Raw genomic sequence first — 24,431 nt, 5'->3', positions numbered from 1 at the left:
TCGACACACACTCCTCAAGATTTTTGCAAAGGATCAATCCAGTACTGAGCCTGAGACAATAATTTTAGACTAGGGCGAGCTTGCATGACGAGGGGGCTAGTAATCGCCAGGCCCGGCTCAAAACAAGACTTGGAACAGAGGGCACCACTCCAGCAACGAAAGAGGTCAATTCCTACTTCGTACAATAAAAAGCGTAGGGAGGAGCTTATGGGGAGGGAGCCAGGCCAGGCCGAGAGCATTGCCAGGCCATTGTAGGCGCCACTTAAGGCCCCCGTTAGGAGAGGAACGAAAGCAGACTGCTGTTGTTGGACACGATGAGCACTCAGAACAACCTGACTAGGGGTATCGGCCCAGTAATAGCAGGCGGATAATACGATAGCGAGCCAGGCCGGGGCATCGATCCTATTAATTGGCGAAGAGTCTCGCCGCGGTAGCTGTTGAGGAACGGTCGTGACGGTTGGCGGCGTTTCTAGCCACGGTAATGATAAAGGCCCTGGGTATTGGGCCGGAATCCGTTGGCCCCTTAGGATGATCGCCAGGGTTTGACACCAGTCTTGCCAGGCCTTGTACGTTAGGGGCTCTAGTTGACCCAGGGCCGGGGCGGCTAAAGGCTCGTCGTGGTAGAGCAGGGATAACAATAACCAGTTAAGCAAGTCTGGCCAGGAGGGTTCCGTAGGATGGACTAAGACTAAGGAACCACTCCGTTGAAATAAGCTTTCCCGGTCAAACCGCTCCAGGCACTCAATCCAGGCAGGTAGGGCTTCTCTATCTCCTTGGGCTAAAAAAAGTGTGCTGCCCAACAGGCTTGCCTGAAAACGTTCGAGTAACGATAGGGGCATCGGTCTAAACCGGAGGAATGTCATCAGGATTAACGCCTAAAGAGCGCAGATAGGCAGTCAGGGCCATTGTAGCCAAGTTTCTGGTGGTCACAATTTAGTCAATGGACAGGGGGTCAATATCCAGGTGGAGACTAACACCAGAAGGACACAGGGATTGCCAGCGGGCCAAGTCCGGCTTCCAGGCCTGATGGGATGGCATTTTGAGCAGGATTTGCCAACGAAAACGATCGGCAACCCGCAGGATACTGGCGGGGGCCGGGCCAAGGATGTCAATGCTGGGGCCGAGGGATTGGCGACAAACGTCCGCAATGCCTTGGGCGGTTGCACAGACCTGGGATTCGTTAGTTCCCGAGAAACGCAGAAGGAGGAGTCGGCCGTAGGGCGGATAGTTCAGGGCCTGGCGTTGGGGCAATTCCTGGGCCACAAACTGCTGATAATCGTGAGTTTGGACCGCTTTGAGGACGGGATGCTCGGGCATGTAGGTCTGGAGGATCACAGCACCGGGGTTATCTCCCCGGCCGGCCCGACCGGCCACCTGGGTCAGGGTTTGAAAGGCCCGTTCGGCGGAACGATAATCCGCCAAGTTAAGGAGGCTATCGGCAGCGATGACTCCCACCAGGGTCACTTGGGCTAAATCCAAGCCCTTGGTCAGCATCTGGGTGCCCACCAGGACATCCGCCTGGCCCTCGCGAAAGGCGGTGAGCAAGCGACGGTGTTCCCCTTTACGGCGAGTGGTATCACTGTCAAACCGGAGCCAACGCAGATGGGGAAATTCCGCCGTCAGGGCCTGGGTGACTTTCTGGGTGCCACTGCCAAAAAACTTCAGGTAGGACGATTGACATTGGGGACAGACCTGGGGCTGGTCTTGGCTATAGTTGCAGTAATGACAGCGTAGGCGTTGCGCCGCGCCATCATGGGTGTAGTGGTAGGACAAAGAAACGTCGCAATGGGGACATTCCAGCACGGCGCCGCAACTGCGACAGGACACGAAGGTGCTATGACCCCGACGATTAATAAACAGAATCGCCTGCTGATGCTCGAGGGGAAGTTGGGTGAGGGCCGCCTGGAGGGGGCGACTGAAAATGGAACGATTGCCGGTTTTAAGCTCCTCCCGCATATCCACCAGGGTCACTGGAGGAAGGGGGCGCGCCTGGATGCGGTTCGGTAAACTCAGATAATGATAATGAGAAGTTGCACTTTGGCGTTGGGCCCAGGTTTCTAGGGCTGGGGTTGCCGAGCCGAGAATTAAGGGACATTGTTCTAACTGGGCCCGGTACTGGGCCACCCGTCGGGCATGGTAGGTGGGGGCCATTTGGGTTTGCTTAAAACTACTGTCGTGCTCTTCGTCCAGGATGATCAGCCCCAGATTCAAGAGGGGAACAAAGACAGCAGAACGAGTGCCGATCACGATCTGGGCCTGGCCCAGTAACATCTGTCGCCAGGTGTCGTAGCGTTCCCCCTCGCTCAGGGCACTGTGGTAAACCGCCACGCAATCCCCAAAACGGGCCCGAAACTGATCGGTAAGCTGGGGAGTTAGGCCAATTTCCGGCACCAGAACCAAGGCGGATTGATGGGCCTGAAGAATCGGGGCAATGGCCTGGAGGTAAACCTCGGTTTTACCCGAACCGGTCACCCCATGCAGGAGGACGGTGTGATAGCCTCGCAGGGCCTGAATGTGGGCCAGGGCCGCTTGCTGATCAGCGGTTAAGCAACGGGGTTGGTCACGGTCAATGGTGGGCTGATGCAGAAGACGGAGGCGTTCACGGACGGTAATGGTCACCAGGCCCTTGGTCGCTAAGGCGGTCACCACCGCATCACTACAGCGGCTTTGCTGAACCAGTTCACTGAGCCAAAGTTCACCGCCCTGACGACGCAGAATTTCGAGAACATCCCGTTGTTTTGCTGTCAGGGTCTCAGAGCTATTGGCCTGGACAAGGGTAACTATTTTTTGTTGCTTGGGGCGCAGGGCCTGGGGCGGTTCTAGATAACTTTCCGCCCAACCCCCACGGAGCAACTCCTGAAGACCGGGGCGGAGGAGGGATTTCAGTTGTTGCTGGAGATAGCGGTAGCTATAGTCGCCGGTTTTGGCTTGCTGGAGGAGTCGCAACAGGGGTTGGGCCTTGGGGGAACAGCCCGTCGGTGCCTGGGCCTGGCCCTGGGGGGTGAGGCGAATGCGGCGTTGGGAACGCTCCAAAAGACCCGGCGGCAGGGCCAGACGAATCACCGCCATTAACTCGGTGCAGTAGTAGTCAGCAACCCACTGGAGAAGTTGCCAAAATTGAGGCGAAAAAAACCCGGAAACCACCCGCTCCTCAACCGGGCGAATTTGCTCAGGACTTAGATCCGCCGGTAATTCCGTTAGAGACTGCACCACGATTCCCCCCCGAATCTGGGCCCCAAAGGGAACGCTGACAATATCTCCGACTTCCAGGCCGAGTTCTGGAGGAGAGACATAGGTATAAATGCCCTGACTCCCAGGGCAATCCACCAAAACGAGTATCCAGGCTGAGGGAAGAAGATAATTAAAGCAATCTGAGGCGGTCATTCCAGCGGCTGAGGGCAAGGACTTGGTCAGTATAGCGAAAAATTTCCCGGTTCCCAGACGATCAGACCCAGGCATTGAATAAAAGCAAGAGCTTACTGTCGAGAGCCCCCATCCCTTCCTGCTCCCCCTAAGCAGGGGCCCGCCTCGGCCCATAATAGAAAACAGACTTTATTGTTGCTATTTGCTCGCCAGATCCATGTCCTCCAACACCCTGCTGACCCTTGCCCAATCCTGTCGCCAAGGAGCCTTGTCCCTCGGAATACTGCCCCTGGCTGAGCGGAATCAGGCCCTTGCCACCGTTGCCGAGGCCCTAGCCCAAGCCACACCGGAGATTTTGGCCGCCAACGAAGCAGATTGTCACCAGGCCCTCGAGATGGGAATTGCCAAACCCCTCTACGACCGTTTAAAACTGAGCGGTAGCAAGCTCCAAGCAACGATTACAGGGGTTAAAGAGGTACAGGATCTAGCCGATCCCCTGGGGGAAGTCAGTCTGCACCGACAATTGGATGAGGGTCTGATTCTCAAGCGGGTAGCCTGTCCCCTCGGAGTTGTGGGGGTTATTTTTGAAGCGCGTCCTGAGGCCTTAATCCAGATCACCAGTCTGGCCCTCAAGTCCGGCAATGGTGTGATTCTCAAAGGCGGCAAGGAAGCAACCCATTCCTGCCAAGTCTTGACCCAGGTGATTAAACAGGCCCTGGCGAGTACCGCAGTCTCGCCGGAAGTGGTGCAACTGCTCACAACCCGCGAGGAGATTCGGGCCCTTCTGGAATTAGACCAATACTTGGATTTGATTATTCCCCGGGGTTCCAACGAATTTGTCCGCTACATTCAGCAAAATACGCAGATTCCCGTCCTGGGCCATGCCGATGGTATTTGTCATCTCTACCTGGACCAAGCCGCAGATGTTCCCCAGGCCATTGCTGTCACGGTGGATGCGAAAACCCAATATCCAGCGGCCTGTAACGCCATTGAAACCCTCCTGGTTCACCAGGCTATTGCGCCCCAGATCCTACCGACCCTCGCTGACGCTCTCCAGGCCAAGGGTGTGGTTCTTCGGGGGGATGCCGCAACCCAGGCCCTGATTGCCTGTGACCCCGCCACGGAAGCGGATTGGCGCACGGAGTACAGTGACTTGATCTTGGCCATTAAAGTGGTGGACTCCCTAGAGGCCGCCATCAAACACATTAATACCTACGGATCTAAGCACACTGATGGCATTATTACCGAGGATCTCGTAGTGGCCCAGGCCTTTCTGGATCAGGTAGACGCGGCAGGCGTTTATCACAATTGCAGTACTCGTTTTGCCGATGGGTTTCGCTACGGCTTCGGCGCAGAAGTGGGCATCAGCACTCAAAAAATGCCCCCCCGCGGCCCCGTTGGCCTAGAGGGCCTGGTTACTTATAAATACCAACTCCGAGGCCAGGGTCACATTGTCGCAACCTACAGCGGTGCCCAGGCCAAGCCATTTCAGCACCGTGATCTGTAACATTATCCAAACACTTGTTCTTTATTTCTCCAGCCTCGCTATGATGAAAGTATCCCCCTTGAGGTATCAATTATGGCGACTCTAACTCCCACTATTGAATTTTTTGAAGGCCTGGCTGAAGATCTGAGCAATGTCAGTTTGCGCCGCAATCAAAAGACCGGCCAACGCACGGTGGTCATGACCTTTAAAACCCTCCAGGCCATCGAGAAATTCCAGAGCTTTACCCAAAAATTTAACGGTCACCTGCGCCTCACTGATGAAGAGGGCATCATCACCGTAGAACCATCTTCGGTCAAGTTTATTTTTGGTGGTGACGATGGCGATGACATTCGGGGGGCCCAATGCACCTTTGAACTGGTTGAAGCCGATCATTGGGATCGGTTTATGCGGTTTATGGATCGCTATGCGGCGGCCAATGGCATGGGCTACCAGGAAAAAGAAACGGCCCCTTAATTAACCGTTCCTAAAAAAGAAAGATAGTAGCCGTAACTACTATCTTAAAAAGATTAAAACAACAAGCGACTTAGGGCTAAGTAACGCTCAAGGGCCTAAATTTAGGCTTCTTTACGGGTGGTCAAGTCACCCACCTTGGCGTAAAGACCCCATTCCACTTGCTCTTCAGACAGTTCAGGATCAACCCCAGCAAATACATCGCGGAAGAGTGTCCGGGAACCGTGCCAAATATGGCCAAAGAAGAAGAGGAGGGCAAATACGGCGTGGCCAAAGGTGAACCAACCACGGGGACTGGTGCGGAATACCCCATCAGAGTTGAGGGTTTCAGTATCGAAGGTAAAGGGTTCACCCAACTGCGCTTTCCGGGCAAACTGTTTGACTGAAGCCGCATCGGTAAAGACTTTTCCGTCCAATTCACCGCCGTAGAAGCTAACGGTAACGCCCGTCTGCTCCACACTAAACTTAGATTCTGCCCGACGGAAGGGGATATCCGCCCGGACAATGCCTTCCTCATCAGTCATGACCACGGGGAAGGTTTCAAAGAAGTTAGGCATCCGACGCACGGTCAGGACACGGCCCTCTTTATCCTTGAAGACGGGGTGACCCAGCCAGGTTTTGGCAATACCATCGCCACTATCCATGGCCCCGGTACGGAAGAGACCGCCTTTCGCAGGGCTGTTACCGACGTAGTCATAGAAAGCGAGTTTTTCAGGAATATTAGACCAGGCTTCGGAGAGGGACGAGCCATCGGCTACCTGTGCTTCAACCCGACGCTGAATTTCTTCCTGGAAGTAGCCTTTATCCCACTGGTAACGGGTAGGGCCAAAGAGTTCGATGGGAGTGGTGGCGTTACCGTACCACATGGTTCCCGCTACAACAAAGGCGGCAAAGAAGACGGCGGCAATACTGCTAGACAGAACCGTTTCGATATTTCCCATCCGCAGGGCCTTGTAGAGGCGCTCCGGCGGACGAACCGTGAGGTGGAACAGACCGGCAATAATCCCGACAATCCCAGCGGCAATGTGGTGGGCAACAACCCCACCTGGATTAAAGGGGTTAAAACCGGCAGGGCCCCATTCTGGTGCTACGGGTTGGACATGGCCCGTTAAGCCGTAGGGATCGGAAACCCACATGCCTGGCCCCCAGACACCGGTGAGGTGGAAGGCCCCAAAGCCAAAGCAGAGAAGACCAGACAAGAACAGGTGAATCCCAAACATTTTGGGCAGATCCAAGGCGGCTTCACCCGTACGGGGATCAACGAATAATTCCAAATCCCAGAATACCCAGTGCCAAACGGCGGCTAGGAAAAGTAAGCCCGAGAGAATAATGTGGGCTGCGGCAACGCCTTCAAAGGACCAGAAGCCAGGATCAACACCGGTTTCTCCCGTCACACTCCAGCCCCCCCAGGAAGAGGTCACCCCGAGGCGAGCCATGAAAGGAAGAACAAACATCCCTTGACGCCACATGGGATTTAACACGGGGTCACTGGGGTCAAAAATAGCTAGCTCATAGAGAGCCATAGAACCTGCCCAGCCGGCAACCAGTGCGGTGTGCATCAGGTGAACAGAAATCAGTCGTCCTGGATCATTCAGAACGACGGTATGAACTCGATACCAAGGTAGTCCCATTGACGCTCCTTCTAATAACGGACAATTTAGTGTCTTTAGAGACGCTTTTTTAATGAATGGTTTAGGTTATCGGTAGAACTGCTGTCGTCGTTGGGGCGTTAAATAACGTCCGGCCAACAGAGTCAAGTTCTTTTCATTATCCAACGAAAGTGAGGATATTTTGAAGTAGTCTAACGAGGGCCAGGGAATTCGGCAAGGAATTTTGGCTAACGGGTCTCTAGGGGCCGCTGACTAGCCGCTTGCTGAAAAAACCAGGCGCTCAGACTATCAGCCAGGGCCTGGACGAGTTGGCCCTGGGCCTGGGGATCAGTAATCCATTCAAATTCCTGGGGATTAATCATAAAACCCAGTTCCAGCAACACACTCGGCGTACTGTAGGGCCGGGTCAGGGCTAGATTATTCCAGTACAAGCCGTAGGAAGAGCGATTTAAGCGCTTGACCAGCTCCTGTTGAAGAAAAGCGGCCAGGGGTTGGGCTTGGGGTTGGTACCAAAAGGCACTAATCCCTTGGGTATTGAGGGCATCGCCGCCATCGGGGAGGGCATTGTAATGGATGGAAAGGGCAATGTTAGGTTTTAGGGTATTGATTTGACGCACTCGCTCAGCCAGGGAAACGGCCTGGTCATTCTCGCGGGTCAAGTAAACGGTTGCGCCCCGTTGCCGTAAAGTTTTGGCCAGATTTTGACTGATTAATAAATTAATTGCCTTTTCGGGATAGCCATTGGGGCCGACTGACCCCAATTCCGAGCCGCCATGGCCCGGATCAAGAAGAATTTTGATACCCCGGAGATTTCCCTGGGTCGGACTCAAAACCGGGGGATGTCGTAGAGATAAAACGAGGGTCGTACCTTCGTAGCGGAGATCGTAACCCCACTGCTGTTGGCTTTTAAATTTCAGAGTATAGGTGATTTGTTGAGGATTGACCTGTTGCCACGTCAGCAATTTCAGCACCGGATCTTCAGCATCCAGGCGGATCGTATCGGTTTGGGCCGTGGTGTTATGCAACGTTAATTGAAGTTGGTCGAGGCCCAGCTCAAGGGTAATGGGGACGGGAACTTCTAGGGGAAAGCGTAATTCTGTGGCATCGGCTAGGCGGCGATAAGCCACGCTACGGATCACAGAACGAGGGAGAACTTTATTCCCTAGGGAGCGGGTTTCTGAGCGATGAATCCAGGCCCCATAGTCTAAGCGAAGCCAATCTCCTTCTGCACCGGTAACGCTGGCCTGAGTGCCCTTGGGCAAGGGCGTTAGGCGAGAATAGTCACTCCCTGGCCCGGTGCGGGTGACTCCCGCCTCGCTGGTCACGGCCATGACTTCGGTGTGCGACAGAGCGCTAGGGCCTTGATCCAGGAGCGTAATACGGCCAACGGCTGATCCTGCCTGGGTTCGGCCCAGGGCCTGCACTTGAAACTGGGGTTGGCCTAAAGAACCCGACTGTAAAAAAGTTGTACAGCCTTGATATTTATCCAGGGAATTAACTTGGGGCTGATTATCACCGTTAAGCAGGGCCGCATTGGTTGGTAATTGTACGGCTGGCCCTTGGCTGGAGAGGGGAATCAATTGTTGTCCGAGCTTCACCGTCACTTTGGCCTGGGGTACCGCAAGCACTGAAAAGCAAATCGCTTCTCCGGGTAATCGCGCCATATCCTGGGCTGGGGTTAAGGATGCCGGAATAAAAATGGAACCAGGCGTTAGGAGCGGCTGGTCACTGCGGCGGGTGATGGTGCGTCGAATTTCCTGGCCTTGGTAGCGGAGCAAAAAACGATTTTCTCCCAGTTGTAGGGGAAAGGAGGGCGCAAAATAGCCGGCAGGACTGCGATCAATCCTCTGGCCATTGATAGTGACCTCTGCGTTAGGAGGCGCCGAGCCGATAAAAAAGATTTGACTAGCCTGGGTTTGATGCTGATCCGGCGGATAGGCCAAAAAAAGACGGCCCTCGGTCTGGGCCCAACAGGGAAGCATTATACTCATGCCGCAACCAAAGGCGAAGGAAAAAGCAGTCTTCAGCATGACGTTCATCGCAGATTTTTTGACTAAACAGCACAGCGGAAACCCGCCAAAATTTGCCGTACCCAAGGATGATACCAATTGCGAAAGCTGGCCCGCAGGGCCCAGGGCCGGGTGGCCCAACTGCCCCCCCGCAGAACGTAGTGTTGCTGGTCAAAGTAGGCCTGGGAGTAGCCGGGGTAGGGATAGGACTCAAAGCCAGGATAGGGGGTAAACAAAGAACTCGTCCATTCCCAAACATTCCCCACGAGGTCATCACAACCCGCCAGACTCCGGCCCTGGGGAAAATGACCCACCGGCGTTGTCTGGCGTTGCCATTGGTTAAAGTTACCCAGGTTTGAACTGGGGATAGACGATTGTTCCTTGGCTGAAATTTCCAAAGCGGTGGGCCAACGGGCTGCTTTTTCCCATTCAGCCTCCGTCGGTAGTCGCCGCCCCACAAAGTTGGCGTAGGCCTGGGCTTCGTAGTAGCTGACCCCATAAACAGGATGGTGCCAGGCGGCCGACTGGGGTTGCCAGTACAAAGGACAATGGATTTCCTGGCCCTGTCGCCATTGCCAGCCCTCGGGGCTCCAATAGTCAGGAGTTTGGTAGCCTCCGGCTTGAATAAATTGCTGATACTGGCCTTGGGTAACGGGATGTTGTTCTAGCCCGTAAGTCTCTAGAAAAACAGCGTGAGCTGGCCGTTCGTTGTCCTGGGCTACCAGGGCATTACTGCCCATTTCAAAGCTACCCGCCGAAATTTCCACCAAAGGGGTCAGGGGTGGGGCTGGCCAGTCTAGATTTGTCGAGGCCGTAGGATTTTTGACAGCGTATTGGGCCAGATGACGCAGAAAAACAATGGTTTCGGTGTGCTGACTTTCATGCTGGATTAACCACCACCAGAGCCGGGCCTGACTTTCGAGGGGAGCTTGGACTAGGTAGTTAAGGGCTTGTTCTCGAACCTGTTGCAAATAGTCGAAGATACCCTCTGGAGAGGGTAATTGTTGGCGTTCCGCCTTGGGCAGGCCATCGGCACGAAAGAGGTCTCGGTACTGGGCCAGGGGGGGAACCTGACCCTGACAATGTTCTAGCAACCAATATCCTTCCGTAAAGGCAATATGGCCAAAGTGCCAACCGATGGGGCTAAAGTCGGGATGGAGTTGGCAAGACCACCAGTGAGGTTCAATGGCCGCCAATAAAGTCAAGGTTTGGGCCCGACAGTCATGGAAAGCCTGTTTCAGACTTTCCCAATTCATAGTGAGGATTGGCGCAGACATGCCTGGCTTCTAGCTAGAACGTTGTAGTTGTTTCCGTACCAGCCAAAGCACAGCAAAAATGACCAGGCTGACGAGGACAATTTTAGAAACAGGGCCTAAATATTGATCAACTAACTCGTAGTTGTCACCGAGCTTGTAACCAGCGCCGGTTAAAAAGAGCACCCACAAAGCGGTTCCTAGAGTGCTGTAGAGGGTAAAGGGCAAGAGCCGCATTTCATTGATACCGGCAGGTAAGGAAATTAGGGTGCGAACCCCCGGCACCAGACGACAGAAAAACACGGCTTTAGTGCCATGGCGATTAAACCAACGGTTGGCCTTGTGGATATCCTGGGCGCTTAGGCCAATCCATTTACCGTAGCGGTCGGCTAAATGCTCTAGGCGTTCTTCACTGACGAGCTTGCCGACGTAGTACCAGGGATAGGCCCCTAGAATCGTACCTAAGACCCCCGCCAGGATCGCGGGCATAAATTCCATCTTGCCCTGGGCAACGGTAAAACCTGCTAGGGGCATAATCAGTTCGGAGGGGATCGGCGGAAAAAGGTTTTCCAGAAACATCAGCAGGGCAATGCCAAAATACCCCAACTGGTTCATGATGTTAGGAATCCACTCGGCAAGCCATTGAGACATAGGATTTAGTACCAAAAAACTGTGTTAACAAAACCTATTGCTGTTGCAAAGATAATCTAAGCATCTCTGCTCTCCTCGCTCAGTATCAGTAGCGAAGTTGAAGGCTGTTCAGCGCAAAAAAAGGGGGGAAAGCTCCCGCCCTTTAATAATTGCCTAAATCCTTAGGTTCCCGAAGTCCAGGAGTTGATGTATTCCACCTGTTCCGGGGTTAGGCTATCAATCTGGATGCTCATGGCCTGGAGTTTAAGGCGAGCAATTTCCTGGTCAACTTCCCGCGGAATCGAGTGCAGGCCGGGTTGGAGTTGGCCTTTATTTTTCACCAAGTATTCACAAGCCAGGGCCTGGTTGGCAAAGCTCATATCCATCACGGCGCTGGGATGACCTTCGGCAGCGGCTAGGTTTACCAGGCGGCCTTCGCCAATCACAATCACGGACTTGCCACTGGGCAAAGTGTACTGCTGGGTGAAGTTACGGACATCTTTGACCTCTGTGGCCTGGCTAGCCAAGGATTTAAGGTCGATTTCAATGTCAAAGTGGCCGGAGTTACAAACAATGGCCCCATCCTTCATCGAAGCAAAGTGCTCGGCCCGGATGACGTGCTTATTGCCGGTGACGGTGATGAAAATGTCCCCTTCCTTAGCGGCTTCAGCCATGGGCATCACCCGGAAACCATCCATGGCGGCCTCAATGGCGGGAACAGGATTGATTTCGGTCACAATCACGTTGGCCCCCAGGCCCTGGGCCCGCATGGCAACGCCTTTACCACACCAACCGTAGCCAGCCACAACAATGGTTTTACCGGCTAAGAGAATATTGGTAGCCCGAATAATGCCATCTAGGGTAGATTGGCCGGTGCCGTAGCGATTATCAAAGAAATGCTTGGTGTCTGCATCGTTGACGTTCATAGCGGGGAAGCTCAGAACCCCATCCTTAAACATGGCCTGGAGGCGAACGATCCCGGTGGTGGTTTCTTCGGTGGTGCCGATCAGATCCGCAATTTGGTGCTGGCGTTCTTTCACCAGGGTGGCAACCACATCGCTACCATCGTCGATGATGATATTGGGGCGGTGGTCTAGGGCTGTTTGGACGTGGCGGTGATAGGTATCGTTATCTTCGCCCTTGATGGCAAACACGGGAATGTCGTAGTTGGCGACGAGGCAGGCTGCCACATCGTCCTGGGTCGAGAGGGGATTACTGGCAATCAGCACCGCATCGGCTCCACCCGCTTTGAGGGCAATGGCCAGGTGGGCAGTTTCGGTGGTGACGTGACAACAGGCCACCAGACGCAGGCCCGCAAAGGGTTTTTCTTGGGCAAAGCGTTCCCGAATTTGCTTCAGTACGGGCATTTCCCGGCCAGCCCACTCGATGCGCTGATGGCCTAGGGGAGCCAGATTAATATCTTTAATGTCGTATTTCTGTTTGACCGGTGCGGCAACCATCGACGGTAATTCCTCTAAAAACTTTTGCCAGTGTAACGTAACGTAACATGTCTAACAGATTGTATCAGGCCAGGGTAATCCCCACGTAGCTTGAAGTTTAAAGGATAACACTATTGGGATAGGTAGGACTCCATGCCTTCGCAGGAACAGACCAGATGGCGGTCGCCGTAGGCGTTATCAATGCGACTCACCGCCGGCCAGAATTTATATTGCTTGCTCCAGGGGGCCGGATAGGCGGCCTGTTCTCGGGAGTAGGAATGGCTCCAATCCTGGCAAATTAAGCTTTCTGCGGTATGGGGGGCATTTTTCAGCGGGTTATCCTCGGGGGAAATGTTACCCTCCGCAATAGCCTGGGCCTCGTGGTAGATGGCGATCATGGCCTCGCAAAAGCGGTCGAGTTCGGCGAGGGACTCGCTTTCCGTTGGTTCCACCATCATCGTGCCCAGCACCGGCCAGGAAACCGTCGGCGCATGGAAGCCAAAATCCATCAGACGTTTGGCGACATCATCGACTTCAATGCCGGCTTGTTTTTTCAAGGGCCGCAAATCCAAAATACATTCGTGGGCCACTAGGGAATGAAGGCCCCGGAACAGAATTGGGTAATAGGCCTGTAAACGCCGGGCCACGTAGTTAGCATTGAGAATGGCTACCTTAGTCGCTTGGGTCAGGCCAGTGGCCCCCATCAGGGCAATATACATCCAGGAAATTACCAAAATGCTGGCACTGCCGTAGGGAGCGGCCGAAACCAGGCCAATGGACGCTGTCGGCTCACTGTTTAATGTTGTTGGGGGTAGGAAAGGACGCAAATGGGACTGTACTCCAATCGGGCCGACCCCCGGCCCCCCGCCCCCATGGGGAATACAAAAGGTCTTGTGCAGGTTTAAATGACACACATCAGCCCCAAAATCCGCCGGCCGACACAGGCCCACCTGGGCATTCATATTGGCCCCGTCCATATATACTTGGCCGCCGTAACGATGGATGATCGCGCAGATATCGACAATGTTTTCCTCAAAAACCCCGTGGGTCGAGGGATAGGTGACCATCAGGGCCGCCAGGGTGTCTTGGTACTGCTCGGCCTTGCTGGCTAAATCGGTCAGGTCAATATTGCCCTCACCATCACAATTCACCGCAATCACCTTAAGGCCGCACATCACGGCACTAGCGGGGTTAGTGCCATGGGCCGACTCGGGAATGAGACAAATGTTGCGTTGGCCCTGGCCGCGACTGCGATGGTATTGACAAATGACCTGCAGGCCGGCGTATTCTCCCTGGGAACCGGCATTGGGTTGGAGGGAAATGGCCGCAAAGCCGGTAATTTCTGCCAACCAGGCCTCGAGTTGCTGAAAAAGGATCTGATAACCTCGGGCCTGATCGCGGGGAGCAAAGGGGTGTAATTGGCTAAATTCGGGCCAGGTAACGGGGAGCATTTCCGCCGTTGCGTTGAGCTTCATCGTGCAGGAACCGAGGGGAATCATGGCCGTATTCAGGGCCAGGTCTTTGCTCTCTAATTGATGAAGGTAGCGCAGGAGCTCCGTTTCCGAGTGGTAACGGTTAAACACCGGGTCTTGCAGGAAGGGACTTTGGCGAGCCAGGGCCAGCGGAAAGTCAGGGTTAACCTGAGCCAGTAAACTTTCGGCCGTAAAAGGCAGTGGGGCCTGACCGGCAAAAATCTGCCACAAATCGACGACATCCTGAATCGTCGTGGTTTCATCAAGGCTAATCCCCAGGCGGTGAGTATCCAGGCGACGTAAATTAATGCGACCGTCGAGGGCCCGGGCCTGGATTGTCTCCAAATCTTCCCCTACCTGAACCGCCAGGGTATCAAAATAGGGTTCAGGGCCTAGGCCATAGCCCAGTTTTTGCAGGCCTGTAGCCAAGAGCACTGTCAGGTGATGAATGCGTTGGGCAATCTGGCGCAACCCCTCAGGGCCATGGTAAACCCCATACATCGCCGCCATCACCGCTAGTAAGACTTGTGCCGTACAAATATTACTGGTGGCTTTTTCTCGACGAATATGTTGCTCCCGGGTTTGCAGGGCCAGACGCAGGGCCGGTTTACCGCGACGATCCTTGGAAACCCCCACCAAACGACCGGGAATCTGCCGTTTATAAGCTTCCTTGGTGGCAAAGTAGGCCGCATGGGGGCCCCCGTAACCCAGGGGAACGCCAAAGCGCTGGGTACTGCCGACGGCAATATCGGCCCCTAATTCCCCCGGCGGTGTCAGCAGGGTCAAGCTGAGGGGATCGGCCGCCAACGTAACCAGGGCCTGGCGCTGGTGGGCCTGGTCGATGAAGGCCCGGTAATCGTAGATCGCACCATCGGTGGCCGGGTATTGCAGGAGGGCCCCAAAAATGGGGGTAGAAAAATCAAACTCCCGATGATCGGTAATCAGCAACTCAATGCCCAAGGGATTGGCGCGGGTTTGGAGAACCGCAAGAGTCTGGGGATGGCAATGGGCCGAGACAAAAAAAGTGTGGCTCTGACTTTTACTCACGCCGTAACTCAAGCTCATGGCCTCCGCCGCCGCCGTGCCTTCATCCAGCAAGGAGGCATTGGCAATTTCCAGGCCTGTCAATTCGACGATCATCGTCTGGAAGTTCAGGAGGGCTTCCAAGCGGCCCTGGGCGATTTCAGCCTGGTAAGGGGTGTAAGCTGTGTACCAACCGGGATTTTCTAAAATGTTGCGCTGGATCACCGGCGGCGTGATGGTGTTGTAGTAGCCCTGGCCCAGGTAGGAACGAAAAATCTGGTTTTGAGCCGCGATGGCTTTTAACTGCGTCAGGGCCTGGGCTTCGCTCTGGGGGGCTGGTAGCTCTAGCGGCTGCTGGAGGGCAATACTGGGGGGAATTGTTTTTTGAACCAGTTGATCAAGATTCTCCAGATCTAGAAATGCCAACATCTTGGCCTGATCCGCTTCATTCGGCCCCAGGTGACGACGCACAAAATCTGCTGTAGCCAGTGGTTCAGCTTTGGTAACGTCCGGGGAGACAAAGGTAAGAGGGAGAGGAGCAACATTAGACATGGGCAGAATAGATGAAGAAAACGTTACCAAAAGCAAGAGTTCAGTTACAAAGCTTAGCAAACTCTGGAGAAGATTCAGTTACGGGTATTACGGGTATTAACCGGTTGTCAGAATCTGGTGATGGAATTTACCCAAATTAACAAATTATTACTTTAATACTTTCGTTGCTGGCGAAACTGTCGATAGGCATGGTTAATAGCTTGCATGGCCTGAACGGATTCCTGAGTAGCATTTTGATCTGGATGAAATTGTTTGGCTAAATGATAGTAAGCAAGTTTTACAGATTGAGGATCGGCATCGGGATCAACGCCTAAGATCTGCCACCAAGCTTGGGACAAGTCAAAAAGTACGTCATCACTTTCATTGGGTTGATTAAAACGATCTAAAGAGCATTGCCAAAGCTTGATCATTGGTTTCTGCTGGAGACTTCCACTAACCAAGATTTGACCATCTTCACTAAAGGTAATAGGATGACGGCCGGCTAAGGCTTGTAGGCATTCCCCAGTTTCTAAATCCCAGAGTTTAACTGCTTGATAGTTAGCTGTTGCGATCACTCCCAAGGAAGAATTAACATCTAGGGAAAAGATCGGCTCATGACTATTGATTGTTTTCAGGATAGTTTGGTTTGCAGTGTCAAAAATCTGAATTGTTCCTGCTACATCACTACTGATTAATAATGGGAAATCCTGAAGAAATTTTAAACCCGTGATTGGCCGATGATGATTGTCTAATTGAAGTAGGGGCTTCTGATAATTCGTAGTATCCCACAGCAAAATACTATTATCCTCGCTTCCACTCGCTAAGAGCCGACCATCACGATTAAAAGCTAAAACGGTGACTTTATTAGAATGGTCATTTAAAGTTCTTTCCCATGTGCCAGTCAGGGTATTCCAAATCTTAATTTTATGATCACTGCTTCCACTGGCTAACCATTGACCATCGGGACTGATCGCTAAAGCATTGATAATCCCTTGATGACTAAGGGCAGAGTTCGCACTATAAAATGCGGGGAAAATGGCTCTCTTTTCAAGATGCCAAGCGTTGATATGACCATGGAAACCGCCAGCCAATAACTTTTGACTGTCAGGACTAACAACGAGAGCCTGTATTTCTTTTGTGTTGCCAATAAAACTAAAGACTGCCTGGTGTGTGACTAAGTCCCATTGCTTAATCATTCCTCGACTGTCTCCACTGAACAAGTAACGATTATTTTTAGTGATCGCTACGGCACTAATCGCTTGCAAGTCAAAATAGCTTAACGTTTTTGCTTGCCACTGGAGTTTTTGTCTCTTGTGGGTTATTAACTGACCTAACGGTTGACTAGCTTCGGTTAAATCATAGAGTAGCTGAGGAACACCATCTGAGTTTTGTAAATAGGTTTTCAGGTGTTGCTTAATTTTTTCTAGATCCTGCTGATTATCCAATGATTGCCACTGGTAATTTTGGTCATTATCCTCTGTCAGATTACTCTGTACATTGGCTTTTAATTGCTGTAATTCCTCCTCCAGTTCTAGCTCAGTTATCTTTTGCTTCCACGCCAATTCTCCCAGTACGGGGTCAAGTTCAAGCATTGCTTGATAATAAAACTCTTGATCTAAAATCTTGTCCTCCATTCGGGCAAAAATTTGCTGAATGGATTCTTGACTGTCTTGTTGGACAAATTTTTTGAGCAACTGATAAACACCCAAGGCAAAGATTCCGCCGGTTACAGCCATTGTCCCCATGCCGACGCTAAAAGCGGTTCCCGCGACACCAACCCCTACATTCCCGACCGCTGCTGAAAACCCGGCCCCCAACACAGAGCCGACTGTTGTCACGCCTAAAATGTTGACATCATCGCTTTCTATTCCTTCTAAAATTCCCTGAACTGCCGCCCCTACAATCGCGCCACTGATGACGATAACGGGTGTCCCCAGAGCAATTCCTCCAAAACCACCGATGACGCCAATACCTCCTACCTGACTCGCCATCACATAGCCACTGGAGGCGCCGACCACGACAAAACCTTGATCTGCTGGGAAGTCCATTCTCTCTATCCATCAATGCAGTACGAGGAATCTAGCACATTAATCTAGACTGCTGTTGCTACCTTAATCTTCTTACCCTTGACAGAAATCAATTCCATGATTTACCATATAGTCAATTGGTTGGATAAAGACTATGCTCTTTCGTCAGCTTTTTGATCCAGGCACCAGTACCTACACCTATCTCATCGCCGATATCCAAACGCGGGAAGCGGCCCTGGTGGATGCGGTTCTAGAGCAGGTAGAACGGGACACTCGCCTACTGCGGGAACTGGGCCTGGCCCTGCGCTATTGTCTGGAAACCCATGTCCATGCCGATCACGTTACTGGGGCCGGGCAACTCAAGGCCTTAACGGGGTGTCAAACCATCGTGCCCCAGTATGCCGAAGTGGCCTGTGCGGATCGACAGCTTCACGATGATGAAGAAATCTGGATCGGCGACATTTCGATTAAAGCCATTGCGACACCGGGCCATACCGATAGTCATTTGGCCTATCTGGTGAATCAAACCCATCTTTTAACCGGTGATGCCCTACTGATTCGCGGCTGTGGTCGCACCGATTTTCAGAGTGGCAATGCCGGCCTCCTCTACGATGCCATTACCCAACGGCTTTTTACCTTACCAGGAGATACCTTGGTTTATCCTGGCCATGATTACCGTGGCCAAACCGTTTCGACCATCTGGGAGGAACGCCAGTGGAATCCCCGCCTAGCCAGGCGTAGTCGCCAGGATTTCATCGAGTTCATGGCGGGTTTAAGACTGCCCCCGCCCCAAAAAATGATGGAAGCCGTGCCCGCCAACCAAGTCTGTGGTCAGGTAGAAGTTCATGCTTAAGCGATGGTTTACCCGACTACTGCTAGCGAGTTTGGTTTTGAGCTTGTTGATCCTTTCCCCCGCACCGGCCCAGGCCAGTCTGCGGGAGATGGCGGAAGCACCAGGACAACACCTCTACCAATCTCGCAAAAGCCTACGGGATTCTACGGGGCATACTTGGCAAGTGGTTTTCTTTAAGCGGGTTAAAGCAGACACCGTATCCGCCCTGCACCTGCGATTGGTAGGTTTTCCAGGAGTAACCCATTTTCGGCACCCGGCCCCGCTAACCATCAAGGCCGATGAGACCGTTACCCTAGCAGCGCCGGATCTATTGGGCCAGAATAACCCTGGCGAGAATGTGGGGGAGTACGATTTTCAGGGCCTGCTCAGCCAACTGCCGGCTAATAATTTCTGGCAATTGCAATTGCCCCTCGAAGACCTGGAGCCAACGGTTTTGAATGTGCCCTACTTTCTGATCCAGGAATGGCAAAAGGTGGCGGAATCTCCTCCCAGTGCTCGTTAACACCTCACCGGATTACTGTCATTCTCTTCTTTTTTGAATAACATTCAACGCTATGACCTCCATTCAAGTGCCTACTAACCAAACCATTGATGTCCAAACCCTTCGTCAATTAATCGAGCAGGATTCCGTTGTTCTTGTCGACGTGCGGGAGCCTCTGGAATATGCCGGAGAACGGATTGCCGATGCGAAGTTAATGCCCCTTTCCCAGTTCAGGCCCCAGGAACTCCCCTGGGCCGCTGGTAAAAGTTTAGTTCTGTATTGTCAAAGTAGTCATCGCTCTGGCCAAGCGTTGAAACAGGCCCAGAATTTTGGGGAAGAAGGAGTCCTACATCTCCAGGGAGGATTAACTGCTTGGAAACAGGCCGGCTTTCCCACGATTAAACGTAAAAATGCCCCGATCAGCATCATGCGCCAGGTGCAAATCATTGCCGGCACACTGGTATTGACGGGAACTATATTGGGGGCCTTGGTTTCTCCCTATTTCCTATTGCTGAGTGGTTTTGTCGGCGCGGGCCTGACTTTTGCTGGTCTTTCCGGGACTTGCATGATGGCCAATCTTTTAGGCAAGCTTCCCTATAATCAAGTGAAGTAAGTGCCAAGATAAATAAGGTTTAGTGGGAGCATCTATGTCCTTATCATTACTCTCTCAGTTCACCATTGAAACGGAACAGGAGGAGGATGGCCGTTGGTTGGCAGAAGTGTTAGAACTTCCTGGGACTCTCGTCTACGCAGATAGTCAACTGCACGCTATCCAAAAAGTCAAAGCCTTGGCCCTGCGAGTGCTGGCGGATAAGTTGGAGCAGGGAGAGGTTGCAGTCGATACAGACTCCTTTCGATTTATTGCTGCTTAGGAGCAACTCAGATGGGGCAGTGATCATCACAAAAAGCAAGGAAAGTATTGATGGCCCTGGAGACAGTGGGATGGAAAATCAAACGCCAAACAGGCTCCCATAAAGTTTTAAGTCGAGAGGGTTGGGACGATTATGTCTTTGCGTTTCGAGATAGTGATGAAATTGGCCCCAAAATGCTATCTCGTATTGCTAGAAAAACGGGCTTAACTCCAGAGGATTTCTAGGCGATATTTATGGTGTTACAGTTTGTTGGTTATCTATTGGCGATTGTTATTGGCCTAAGTTTGGGTCTGATTGGTGGCGGTGGCTCGGTTTTGGCCCTGCCGGTTCTGGTCTATTTACTCCACATTCCCACCAAGTCGGCGGTGGCCATGACCCTGGTGATTGTGGGGGTTGTCAGCTTGATTGGGGTAATTCCCCATTGGCGCAAGGGCCATGTTAATCTCCCCAAAGCCTTAATTTTTGGCTCTGCAACCATGGTGGGGGCCTTTCTGGGAGCAAAGCTGGCTAGCTATCCCTGGGTGACCGATACCTTCCAGCTTTTGTTGTTTGCCGTACTGATGCTGATGGCGGCAGTGTTTATGATCCTCAAATCGCGACAGCCCCATGCCAGGGTTCCTGAGGATGAAATTGACCTGAGTCAGTATCCGCCGCCCGTGTGTCGTTACTGTTGGTTATGGTTATTAACCGAGGGCCTGGGTATTGGCGTTTTGACCGGCCTGGTGGGGGTCGGGGGCGGCTTTGCCATTGTGCCAGCGTTAGTTCTATTGGGTAAAGTCCCGATGAAGGAGGCCATTGGCACCTCCCTGCTGATTATTAGCTTAAATTCGGTGGCGGGTTTTCTCGGTTATCTGGGTCGAGTCGATTTAGACTACCCTTTGGTGGTCTCCTTTAGTTTTCTGGCGGCCCTGGGTATTTTATTGGGAAGCTACTTGTCTCGCTATCTCAAACCGAAGGATTTACAGCAAGGCTTTGGCTATTTTTTAATGGTAATCGCGGCCTTTATCCTCTTCCAACAGCGGGATAGTTTTCGTCAGCCCAAAACGTCCCTTATGCCCACCATTCCCTATGACTCCCCAGAAAGGACAAAAGTATAAGGCCCTCAAAATCCTTTCCGTAACCGGCATCACTAGTTTTGCAGCCCCGGTGAGTGGGAGTTTTTCGGCTACGCTATCCCCTGGCGATGTACTAGAAATTGTGAATGATCCGCCGCCGAGGGCCACCGCTGTCTATGCCCGGCCGCTGGACTATCCCGCCTTTGAAAAACGCTTTGTCTCTGAAGCCGATAGAACTTCACCCATCTACGGGGGCTATGCCCTGGTTCTGGACTTCCGAGTCCTGTCAACTCATTTCGAACAATTGTCTTAACCAAAGAGGCCAATTCCTGGGTCGAGGAAAGCTGAGAGACTCCCGGTTTGCTAAAATGCCTTAGCGCCGTCCACTTCACTCTACAAATCCTATGTCTTTGCAGACTTTCCTCCTTGAAATCGGTACTGAAGAATTGCCTGCGGATTTTGTCAGGAGTGCCCTAGCCCAATGGCAGGCCCGCATTCCCCTGGCTTTAGAAGCAGCCTCCCTCACGCCGAGCAAAGTGGAAGTCTTTGGAACGCCCCGGCGTTTAGCGGTTTTAATCACTGGCCTGCCCCATCAACAGCCTGACCGCGAGGAAGACATTAAAGGCCCTCCCGTGACCACGGCTTATAAAGCAGGCCAGCCCACCCCGGCCCTGCTGGGTTTTGCCAAAAAACAGGGCATTGACCTGGCTGACCTGGAAATCCGTCCGACGGATAAGGGAGAGTTTGTCTTTGTGCGTCGGCAAATTCCGGGGAAACCCGCCCAAGAACTGCTTCCCGACCAGGCCCTGGAGTGGTTACAGGGCCTGGAAGGCCGCCGCTTTATGCGCTGGAGTGATGGCGATTTTCGTTTTCCCCGGCCGATTCGTTGGCTGTTGGCCCTCCTCGATGGTGACGTTTTACCCCTAAGTTTGACCAACGGCAGTCACACCCTTGCCAGTGACCGCACCTCTCGTGGCCATCGCATTCTGCATCCCGAACCGGTTTCCCTGGTGAAAGCCGAAGACTATACCCTGGCGCTCCGTTCAGCGGCCGTTATTGTAGATCCCGAGGAACGGCGGCAAATCATCCTAGAGCAAATTCAAGCCCAGGCCCAACACCTGGGGGGAACGGCGGAAATTTATCCCGATCTCCTCGATGAAGTGGTGCAGTTGGTCGAGTTTCCGACGGCGGTGATTGGCCAATTTGAAGCCGAGTTTTTACGCCTACCGAAGGAAGTGATTACAACAGTGATGGTGACCCACCAACGCTATTTTCCAATTTATGATGCCCAGGGCCAGCTCTTGCCGCACTTCATCACCATTGCCAACGGCGACCCCCAAAAAGCTGACTTAATCGCAGAAGGTAATGCCCGAGTCATCCGGGCTCGTTTGGCGGATGCGAACTTCTTTTTCCAGGCCGATTGTGATGAACCCCTCGATAGCTATTTACCCCAATTGGAAACCGTCACGTTTCAAGAAGAATTGGGCACGATGCGGGACAAGGTAGACCGGATTATGAACTTGGCCCAGGCCATTGCGGAGCAACTGGATCTGAATGAAGACCAGCGGGCTGAGGTGGAAAGTACCGCTATGCTCTGCAAAGCAGATCTCGTTACCCAGATGGTCTACGAATTTCCGGAACTCCAGGGGGTGATGGGCCAAAAATATGCGCTAGTGAGTGGGGAATCGGAACAGGTGGCCCTAGGGATTTTTGAGCATTACCTACCCCGCAATCAAGAAGATCCTCTGCCCCAGTCCCTTACCGGCCAAGTCGTGGGCCTAAGTGACCGTCTGGATACCTTGGTGAGTATTTTTGGTCTAGGCTTGTTGCCGACGGGTTCCTCCGATCCCTTTGCCCTGCGTCGGGCCGCCAACGCAGTTATTAACATTACTTGGGCAGCGGATCTGCCCCTCAATCTTGACCAACTCCTCCAGCAGGGAAGCCAAGACTTTGTAACCGGGCACGATAACAGAACGTCGCCCCTAGAGGCCCTACGCCAATTTTTTATGCAACGGCTCCAGGCCTTGCTAGAAGATGAACAGGGCCTAGATTATGACTTGGTGAAAGCGGTTTTAGGCGATAACGATCCCGATTATCGTCAGCGGGCCTTAACGGATTTATTGGATGTCCGCGACCGGGCCCACTTCCTTCAGCAGATCCGCAACAACGGCCAACTCGAACAAATCTATGCCACGGTGAACCGTTCCAGTCGTCTGGCGGTGAAGGGCAATTTAGCGACCACTCAACTCGACCCCGTGCCGGTAATTCAGCCAGCTTTGTTTGAAAAAGCTTCTGAAAAGGCTGTTTACCAGGCCTTGCTGGCCCTCTTACCCAAAACCCAGGCGGCCCAGTCCAATCGCGACTATCAACAATTAGTGGATGCTCTGGCGGAGATTGCCCCCACGGTGGCTGAATTTTTTGATGGCCCGGATAGCGTGCTGGTGATGGCGGAGGCGGAAGCCGTTCGTCAAAATCGGCTGAATTTGTTAGGGTTACTGCGCAACCATGCCCGCATTTTGGCCGACTTTGGCGCCATTGTGAAAGGTTAGGAGTCTTCAGCCATGCTCTATCGACGGTTTGGCCGTACTGAATTAGCCATGCCTGTGTTTTCCTGTGGCGGTATGCGGTATCAATACCAATGGCAGGACACCGGCCTAGACCAGATTCCCCCGGCCAATCAAGAAAATCTAGAAGCGACCATCCGTCAGGCCCTAAGTCTCGGCATTAACCACATTGAAACGGCACGGGGCTACGGCACCTCAGAGATGCAACTGGGCCAGATCTTGCCCCAATTTCCCCGTGAGCAACTGATTGTCCAGACTAAAATTTCCCCCAAGGCTAAGGCAGAGGATTTTCAAGCAGAGTTTGAGCAGTCCCTGGCCTATTTGCAATTGGACTACGTTGATTTGCTCGGCCTACATGGTATTAACACTCCCGAACTGTTGGACTATAGCCTGCGACCAGGGGGATGTTTAGACCAGGCCCGTCAATGGCAACGAGAGGGCCGGGTCAGATTTATCGGCTTTTCCACCCACGCCCCGACGAACTTGATTTGTCAGGCGATTCAAACGGGAGAATTTGATTACGTCAACCTGCATTGGTACTACATTTTTCAGGACAACTGGCCAGCTATTCTGGCGGCGGCCCAGCAGGACATGGGGGTGTTTATCATCAGTCCCAATAATAAGGGGGGAAATCTCTACGACCCGCCCCCTAGACTCGTCGATCTCTGCGCCCCGCTCAGTCCCATGGTCTTTAATGACCTCTTTTGCTTGTCCTATTCCCAGGTGCATACCTTGAGTATTGGTGCGGCCCGGCCGACGGATTTTCAGGCACATCTCCAGGCCCTGGATTACCTGGCAGAACCAGAATGCCTGCCAGGCTTATTGAATCCCATTGTGGAACGCCTAGAACAGCGGCTAGTGGAAGCTCTTGGGTCTGATTGGTTGGCTACTTGGCAAGAGGGCCTGCCGACTCCGGAAGAAACCCCCGGAAACATCAATATTAGCAAGATTCTCTGGCTCCGCAATCTGGTGTTGGCCTACGATCTGGTGGACTACGGCAGAATGCGCTACAACCTCTTGGGCAATGGTGGCCACTGGTTCCCTGGCCAACCCGCGAAAAACATTAACCCCGAGGCCCTCCAGGATTGTCTGCGCCACAGTCCCCACCGTGAGATCATTCCCCAATTGCTTCAGGACATGGATGAATTATTAGGGGGGGCGGCCGTTAAACGTCTTTCCCAGAGTTAACAAAAATTCATGGAGATTAGGCAGACAGCCCCTTGTTCCCTAAGCCAATTCAGACTACATTGCAAAGATTAGAGAAACCCCTTTAAACCCATCGTTTAGTAACG

General features: G+C 52.9%; 20 protein-coding genes. 11 read left to right on the top strand and 9 right to left on the bottom strand.

Annotated elements, in window-relative coordinates; genetic code table 11:
- Nucleotides 1–14: 14 nt before the first annotated feature.
- The gene (locus ABXS88_RS14235; protein ID WP_353672709.1) at nucleotides 15–839 is read right to left on the bottom strand and encodes a hypothetical protein; all 825 of its coding nucleotides are present in this window, start codon (nucleotides 837–839) and stop codon (nucleotides 15–17) included.
- 94 nt (nucleotides 840–933) lie between these two features.
- On the bottom strand, nucleotides 934–3,384 hold the full coding sequence (gene priA / locus ABXS88_RS14230) for a primosomal protein N' (RefSeq protein WP_353672708.1): 2,451 nt from the start codon (nucleotides 3,382–3,384) through the stop codon (nucleotides 934–936).
- A 196-nt stretch (nucleotides 3,385–3,580) separates the two neighbouring features.
- Here priA and proA point away from each other — a divergent pair, with 196 nt between their 5' ends.
- Entirely contained in the window at nucleotides 3,581–4,870 is a 1,290-nt protein-coding gene (gene proA, locus ABXS88_RS14225) for a glutamate-5-semialdehyde dehydrogenase (protein WP_353672707.1), read from the top strand.
- 72 nt (nucleotides 4,871–4,942) lie between these two features.
- Nucleotides 4,943–5,323 carry a photosystem II reaction center protein Psb28 gene (gene psb28, locus ABXS88_RS14220; protein ID WP_353672706.1) on the top strand — a complete coding sequence of 127 codons (381 nt, stop codon included), beginning with the start codon at nucleotides 4,943–4,945 and terminating at the stop codon, nucleotides 5,321–5,323.
- 101 nt (nucleotides 5,324–5,424) lie between these two features.
- Here the strand turns inward: psb28 and psbB are convergent, their stop codons facing one another.
- From psbB to ABXS88_RS14185, 7 genes are all read right to left on the bottom strand, one after another.
- Entirely contained in the window at nucleotides 5,425–6,951 is a 1,527-nt protein-coding gene (gene psbB / locus ABXS88_RS14215; RefSeq protein ID WP_353672705.1) for a photosystem II chlorophyll-binding protein CP47, read from the bottom strand.
- Nucleotides 6,952–7,157: 206 nt separating this feature from the next.
- The gene (locus tag ABXS88_RS14210) at nucleotides 7,158–8,960 is read right to left on the bottom strand and encodes an N-acetylmuramoyl-L-alanine amidase (RefSeq protein ID WP_353672704.1); all 1,803 of its coding nucleotides are present in this window, start codon (nucleotides 8,958–8,960) and stop codon (nucleotides 7,158–7,160) included.
- 23 nt (nucleotides 8,961–8,983) lie between these two features.
- Nucleotides 8,984–10,216: an SUMF1/EgtB/PvdO family nonheme iron enzyme gene (locus ABXS88_RS14205; protein WP_353672703.1), complete on the bottom strand. Its 1,233-nt coding sequence runs from the start codon at nucleotides 10,214–10,216 to the stop codon at nucleotides 8,984–8,986.
- Between the two features lie 9 nt (nucleotides 10,217–10,225).
- A complete protein-coding gene (locus tag ABXS88_RS14200) occupies nucleotides 10,226–10,843 on the bottom strand; it encodes a DedA family protein (RefSeq protein WP_353672702.1) in 618 nt (205 codons plus the stop codon).
- 161 nt (nucleotides 10,844–11,004) lie between these two features.
- Complete coding sequence (gene ahcY, locus ABXS88_RS14195) at nucleotides 11,005–12,282, bottom strand: adenosylhomocysteinase (RefSeq protein WP_353672701.1); 1,278 nt, start codon at nucleotides 12,280–12,282, stop codon at nucleotides 11,005–11,007.
- Nucleotides 12,283–12,392: 110 nt separating this feature from the next.
- The gene (gcvP, locus tag ABXS88_RS14190; protein ID WP_353672700.1) at nucleotides 12,393–15,308 is read right to left on the bottom strand and encodes an aminomethyl-transferring glycine dehydrogenase; all 2,916 of its coding nucleotides are present in this window, start codon (nucleotides 15,306–15,308) and stop codon (nucleotides 12,393–12,395) included.
- 152 nt (nucleotides 15,309–15,460) lie between these two features.
- Nucleotides 15,461–17,335 carry a DnaJ domain-containing protein gene (locus ABXS88_RS14185; protein WP_353672699.1) on the bottom strand — a complete coding sequence of 625 codons (1,875 nt, stop codon included), beginning with the start codon at nucleotides 17,333–17,335 and terminating at the stop codon, nucleotides 15,461–15,463.
- 133 nt (nucleotides 17,336–17,468) lie between these two features.
- Between ABXS88_RS14185 and ABXS88_RS14180 the strand changes: the two genes are divergently transcribed.
- The 9 genes from ABXS88_RS14180 to ABXS88_RS14140 all read left to right on the top strand — a co-directional run bounded on the left by ABXS88_RS14180 (nucleotide 17,469) and on the right by ABXS88_RS14140 (nucleotide 24,327).
- Entirely contained in the window at nucleotides 17,469–18,167 is a 699-nt protein-coding gene (locus ABXS88_RS14180) for an MBL fold metallo-hydrolase (protein WP_353672698.1), read from the top strand.
- Entirely contained in the window at nucleotides 18,160–18,669 is a 510-nt protein-coding gene (locus ABXS88_RS14175) for a DUF3122 domain-containing protein (RefSeq protein WP_353672697.1), read from the top strand. Before ABXS88_RS14180 ends, ABXS88_RS14175 begins: the two co-directional genes overlap by 8 nt.
- 52 nt (nucleotides 18,670–18,721) lie before the next feature.
- Nucleotides 18,722–19,261 (top strand): rhodanese-like domain-containing protein, encoded by a 540-nt coding sequence (locus tag ABXS88_RS14170; RefSeq protein WP_353672696.1) that lies wholly within the window; start codon nucleotides 18,722–18,724, stop codon nucleotides 19,259–19,261.
- A 34-nt stretch (nucleotides 19,262–19,295) separates the two neighbouring features.
- On the top strand, nucleotides 19,296–19,520 hold the full coding sequence (locus ABXS88_RS14165; RefSeq protein WP_353672695.1) for a type II toxin-antitoxin system HicB family antitoxin: 225 nt from the start codon (nucleotides 19,296–19,298) through the stop codon (nucleotides 19,518–19,520).
- A 50-nt stretch (nucleotides 19,521–19,570) separates the two neighbouring features.
- Nucleotides 19,571–19,744, top strand: coding sequence for a type II toxin-antitoxin system HicA family toxin (locus ABXS88_RS14160; protein WP_353672694.1), 174 nt, complete (start codon nucleotides 19,571–19,573; stop codon nucleotides 19,742–19,744).
- A gap of 9 nt (nucleotides 19,745–19,753) precedes the next feature.
- On the top strand, nucleotides 19,754–20,617 hold the full coding sequence (locus ABXS88_RS14155) for a sulfite exporter TauE/SafE family protein (protein WP_353672693.1): 864 nt from the start codon (nucleotides 19,754–19,756) through the stop codon (nucleotides 20,615–20,617).
- On the top strand, nucleotides 20,589–20,888 hold the full coding sequence (locus ABXS88_RS14150) for a hypothetical protein (protein ID WP_353672692.1): 300 nt from the start codon (nucleotides 20,589–20,591) through the stop codon (nucleotides 20,886–20,888). Before ABXS88_RS14155 ends, ABXS88_RS14150 begins: the two co-directional genes overlap by 29 nt.
- Before the next feature lie 91 nt (nucleotides 20,889–20,979).
- On the top strand, nucleotides 20,980–23,124 hold the full coding sequence (glyS, locus tag ABXS88_RS14145) for a glycine--tRNA ligase subunit beta (protein WP_353672691.1): 2,145 nt from the start codon (nucleotides 20,980–20,982) through the stop codon (nucleotides 23,122–23,124).
- A 12-nt stretch (nucleotides 23,125–23,136) separates the two neighbouring features.
- Entirely contained in the window at nucleotides 23,137–24,327 is a 1,191-nt protein-coding gene (locus ABXS88_RS14140; protein ID WP_353672690.1) for an aldo/keto reductase, read from the top strand.
- Nucleotides 24,328–24,431: the final 104 nt, after the last annotated feature.

It is taken from the genome of Synechocystis sp. LKSZ1, from assembly GCF_040436315.1.
GTDB lineage: Bacteria > Cyanobacteriota > Cyanobacteriia > Cyanobacteriales > Microcystaceae > Synechocystis.
The sequence above is the reverse complement of the archived record's forward strand: the minus strand, read 5'-3'. Positions and strand labels throughout refer to the sequence as shown.

Coding starts and splice junctions, on each gene's coding strand:
- ahcY (WP_353672701.1), bottom strand. CDS start 12,282: ATGGTTGCCGCACCGGTCAAACAGAAATACGACATTAAAGATATTAAT.
- ABXS88_RS14160 (WP_353672694.1), top strand. CDS start 19,571: ATGGCCCTGGAGACAGTGGGATGGAAAATCAAACGCCAAACAGGCTCC.
- ABXS88_RS14210 (WP_353672704.1), bottom strand. CDS start 8,960: ATGCTGAAGACTGCTTTTTCCTTCGCCTTTGGTTGCGGCATGAGTATA.
- ABXS88_RS14165 (WP_353672695.1), top strand. CDS start 19,296: ATGTCCTTATCATTACTCTCTCAGTTCACCATTGAAACGGAACAGGAG.
- ABXS88_RS14150 (WP_353672692.1), top strand. CDS start 20,589: ATGACTCCCCAGAAAGGACAAAAGTATAAGGCCCTCAAAATCCTTTCC.
- ABXS88_RS14140 (WP_353672690.1), top strand. CDS start 23,137: ATGCTCTATCGACGGTTTGGCCGTACTGAATTAGCCATGCCTGTGTTT.
- gcvP (WP_353672700.1), bottom strand. CDS start 15,308: ATGTCTAATGTTGCTCCTCTCCCTCTTACCTTTGTCTCCCCGGACGTT.
- glyS (WP_353672691.1), top strand. CDS start 20,980: ATGTCTTTGCAGACTTTCCTCCTTGAAATCGGTACTGAAGAATTGCCT.
- ABXS88_RS14235 (WP_353672709.1), bottom strand. CDS start 839: ATGCCCCTATCGTTACTCGAACGTTTTCAGGCAAGCCTGTTGGGCAGC.
- psbB (WP_353672705.1), bottom strand. CDS start 6,951: ATGGGACTACCTTGGTATCGAGTTCATACCGTCGTTCTGAATGATCCA.
- ABXS88_RS14205 (WP_353672703.1), bottom strand. CDS start 10,216: ATGTCTGCGCCAATCCTCACTATGAATTGGGAAAGTCTGAAACAGGCT.
- psb28 (WP_353672706.1), top strand. CDS start 4,943: ATGGCGACTCTAACTCCCACTATTGAATTTTTTGAAGGCCTGGCTGAA.
- ABXS88_RS14185 (WP_353672699.1), bottom strand. CDS start 17,335: ATGGACTTCCCAGCAGATCAAGGTTTTGTCGTGGTCGGCGCCTCCAGT.
- ABXS88_RS14200 (WP_353672702.1), bottom strand. CDS start 10,843: ATGTCTCAATGGCTTGCCGAGTGGATTCCTAACATCATGAACCAGTTG.
- ABXS88_RS14180 (WP_353672698.1), top strand. CDS start 17,469: ATGCTCTTTCGTCAGCTTTTTGATCCAGGCACCAGTACCTACACCTAT.
- priA (WP_353672708.1), bottom strand. CDS start 3,384: ATGACCGCCTCAGATTGCTTTAATTATCTTCTTCCCTCAGCCTGGATA.
- proA (WP_353672707.1), top strand. CDS start 3,581: ATGTCCTCCAACACCCTGCTGACCCTTGCCCAATCCTGTCGCCAAGGA.
- ABXS88_RS14155 (WP_353672693.1), top strand. CDS start 19,754: ATGGTGTTACAGTTTGTTGGTTATCTATTGGCGATTGTTATTGGCCTA.
- ABXS88_RS14170 (WP_353672696.1), top strand. CDS start 18,722: ATGACCTCCATTCAAGTGCCTACTAACCAAACCATTGATGTCCAAACC.
- ABXS88_RS14175 (WP_353672697.1), top strand. CDS start 18,160: ATGCTTAAGCGATGGTTTACCCGACTACTGCTAGCGAGTTTGGTTTTG.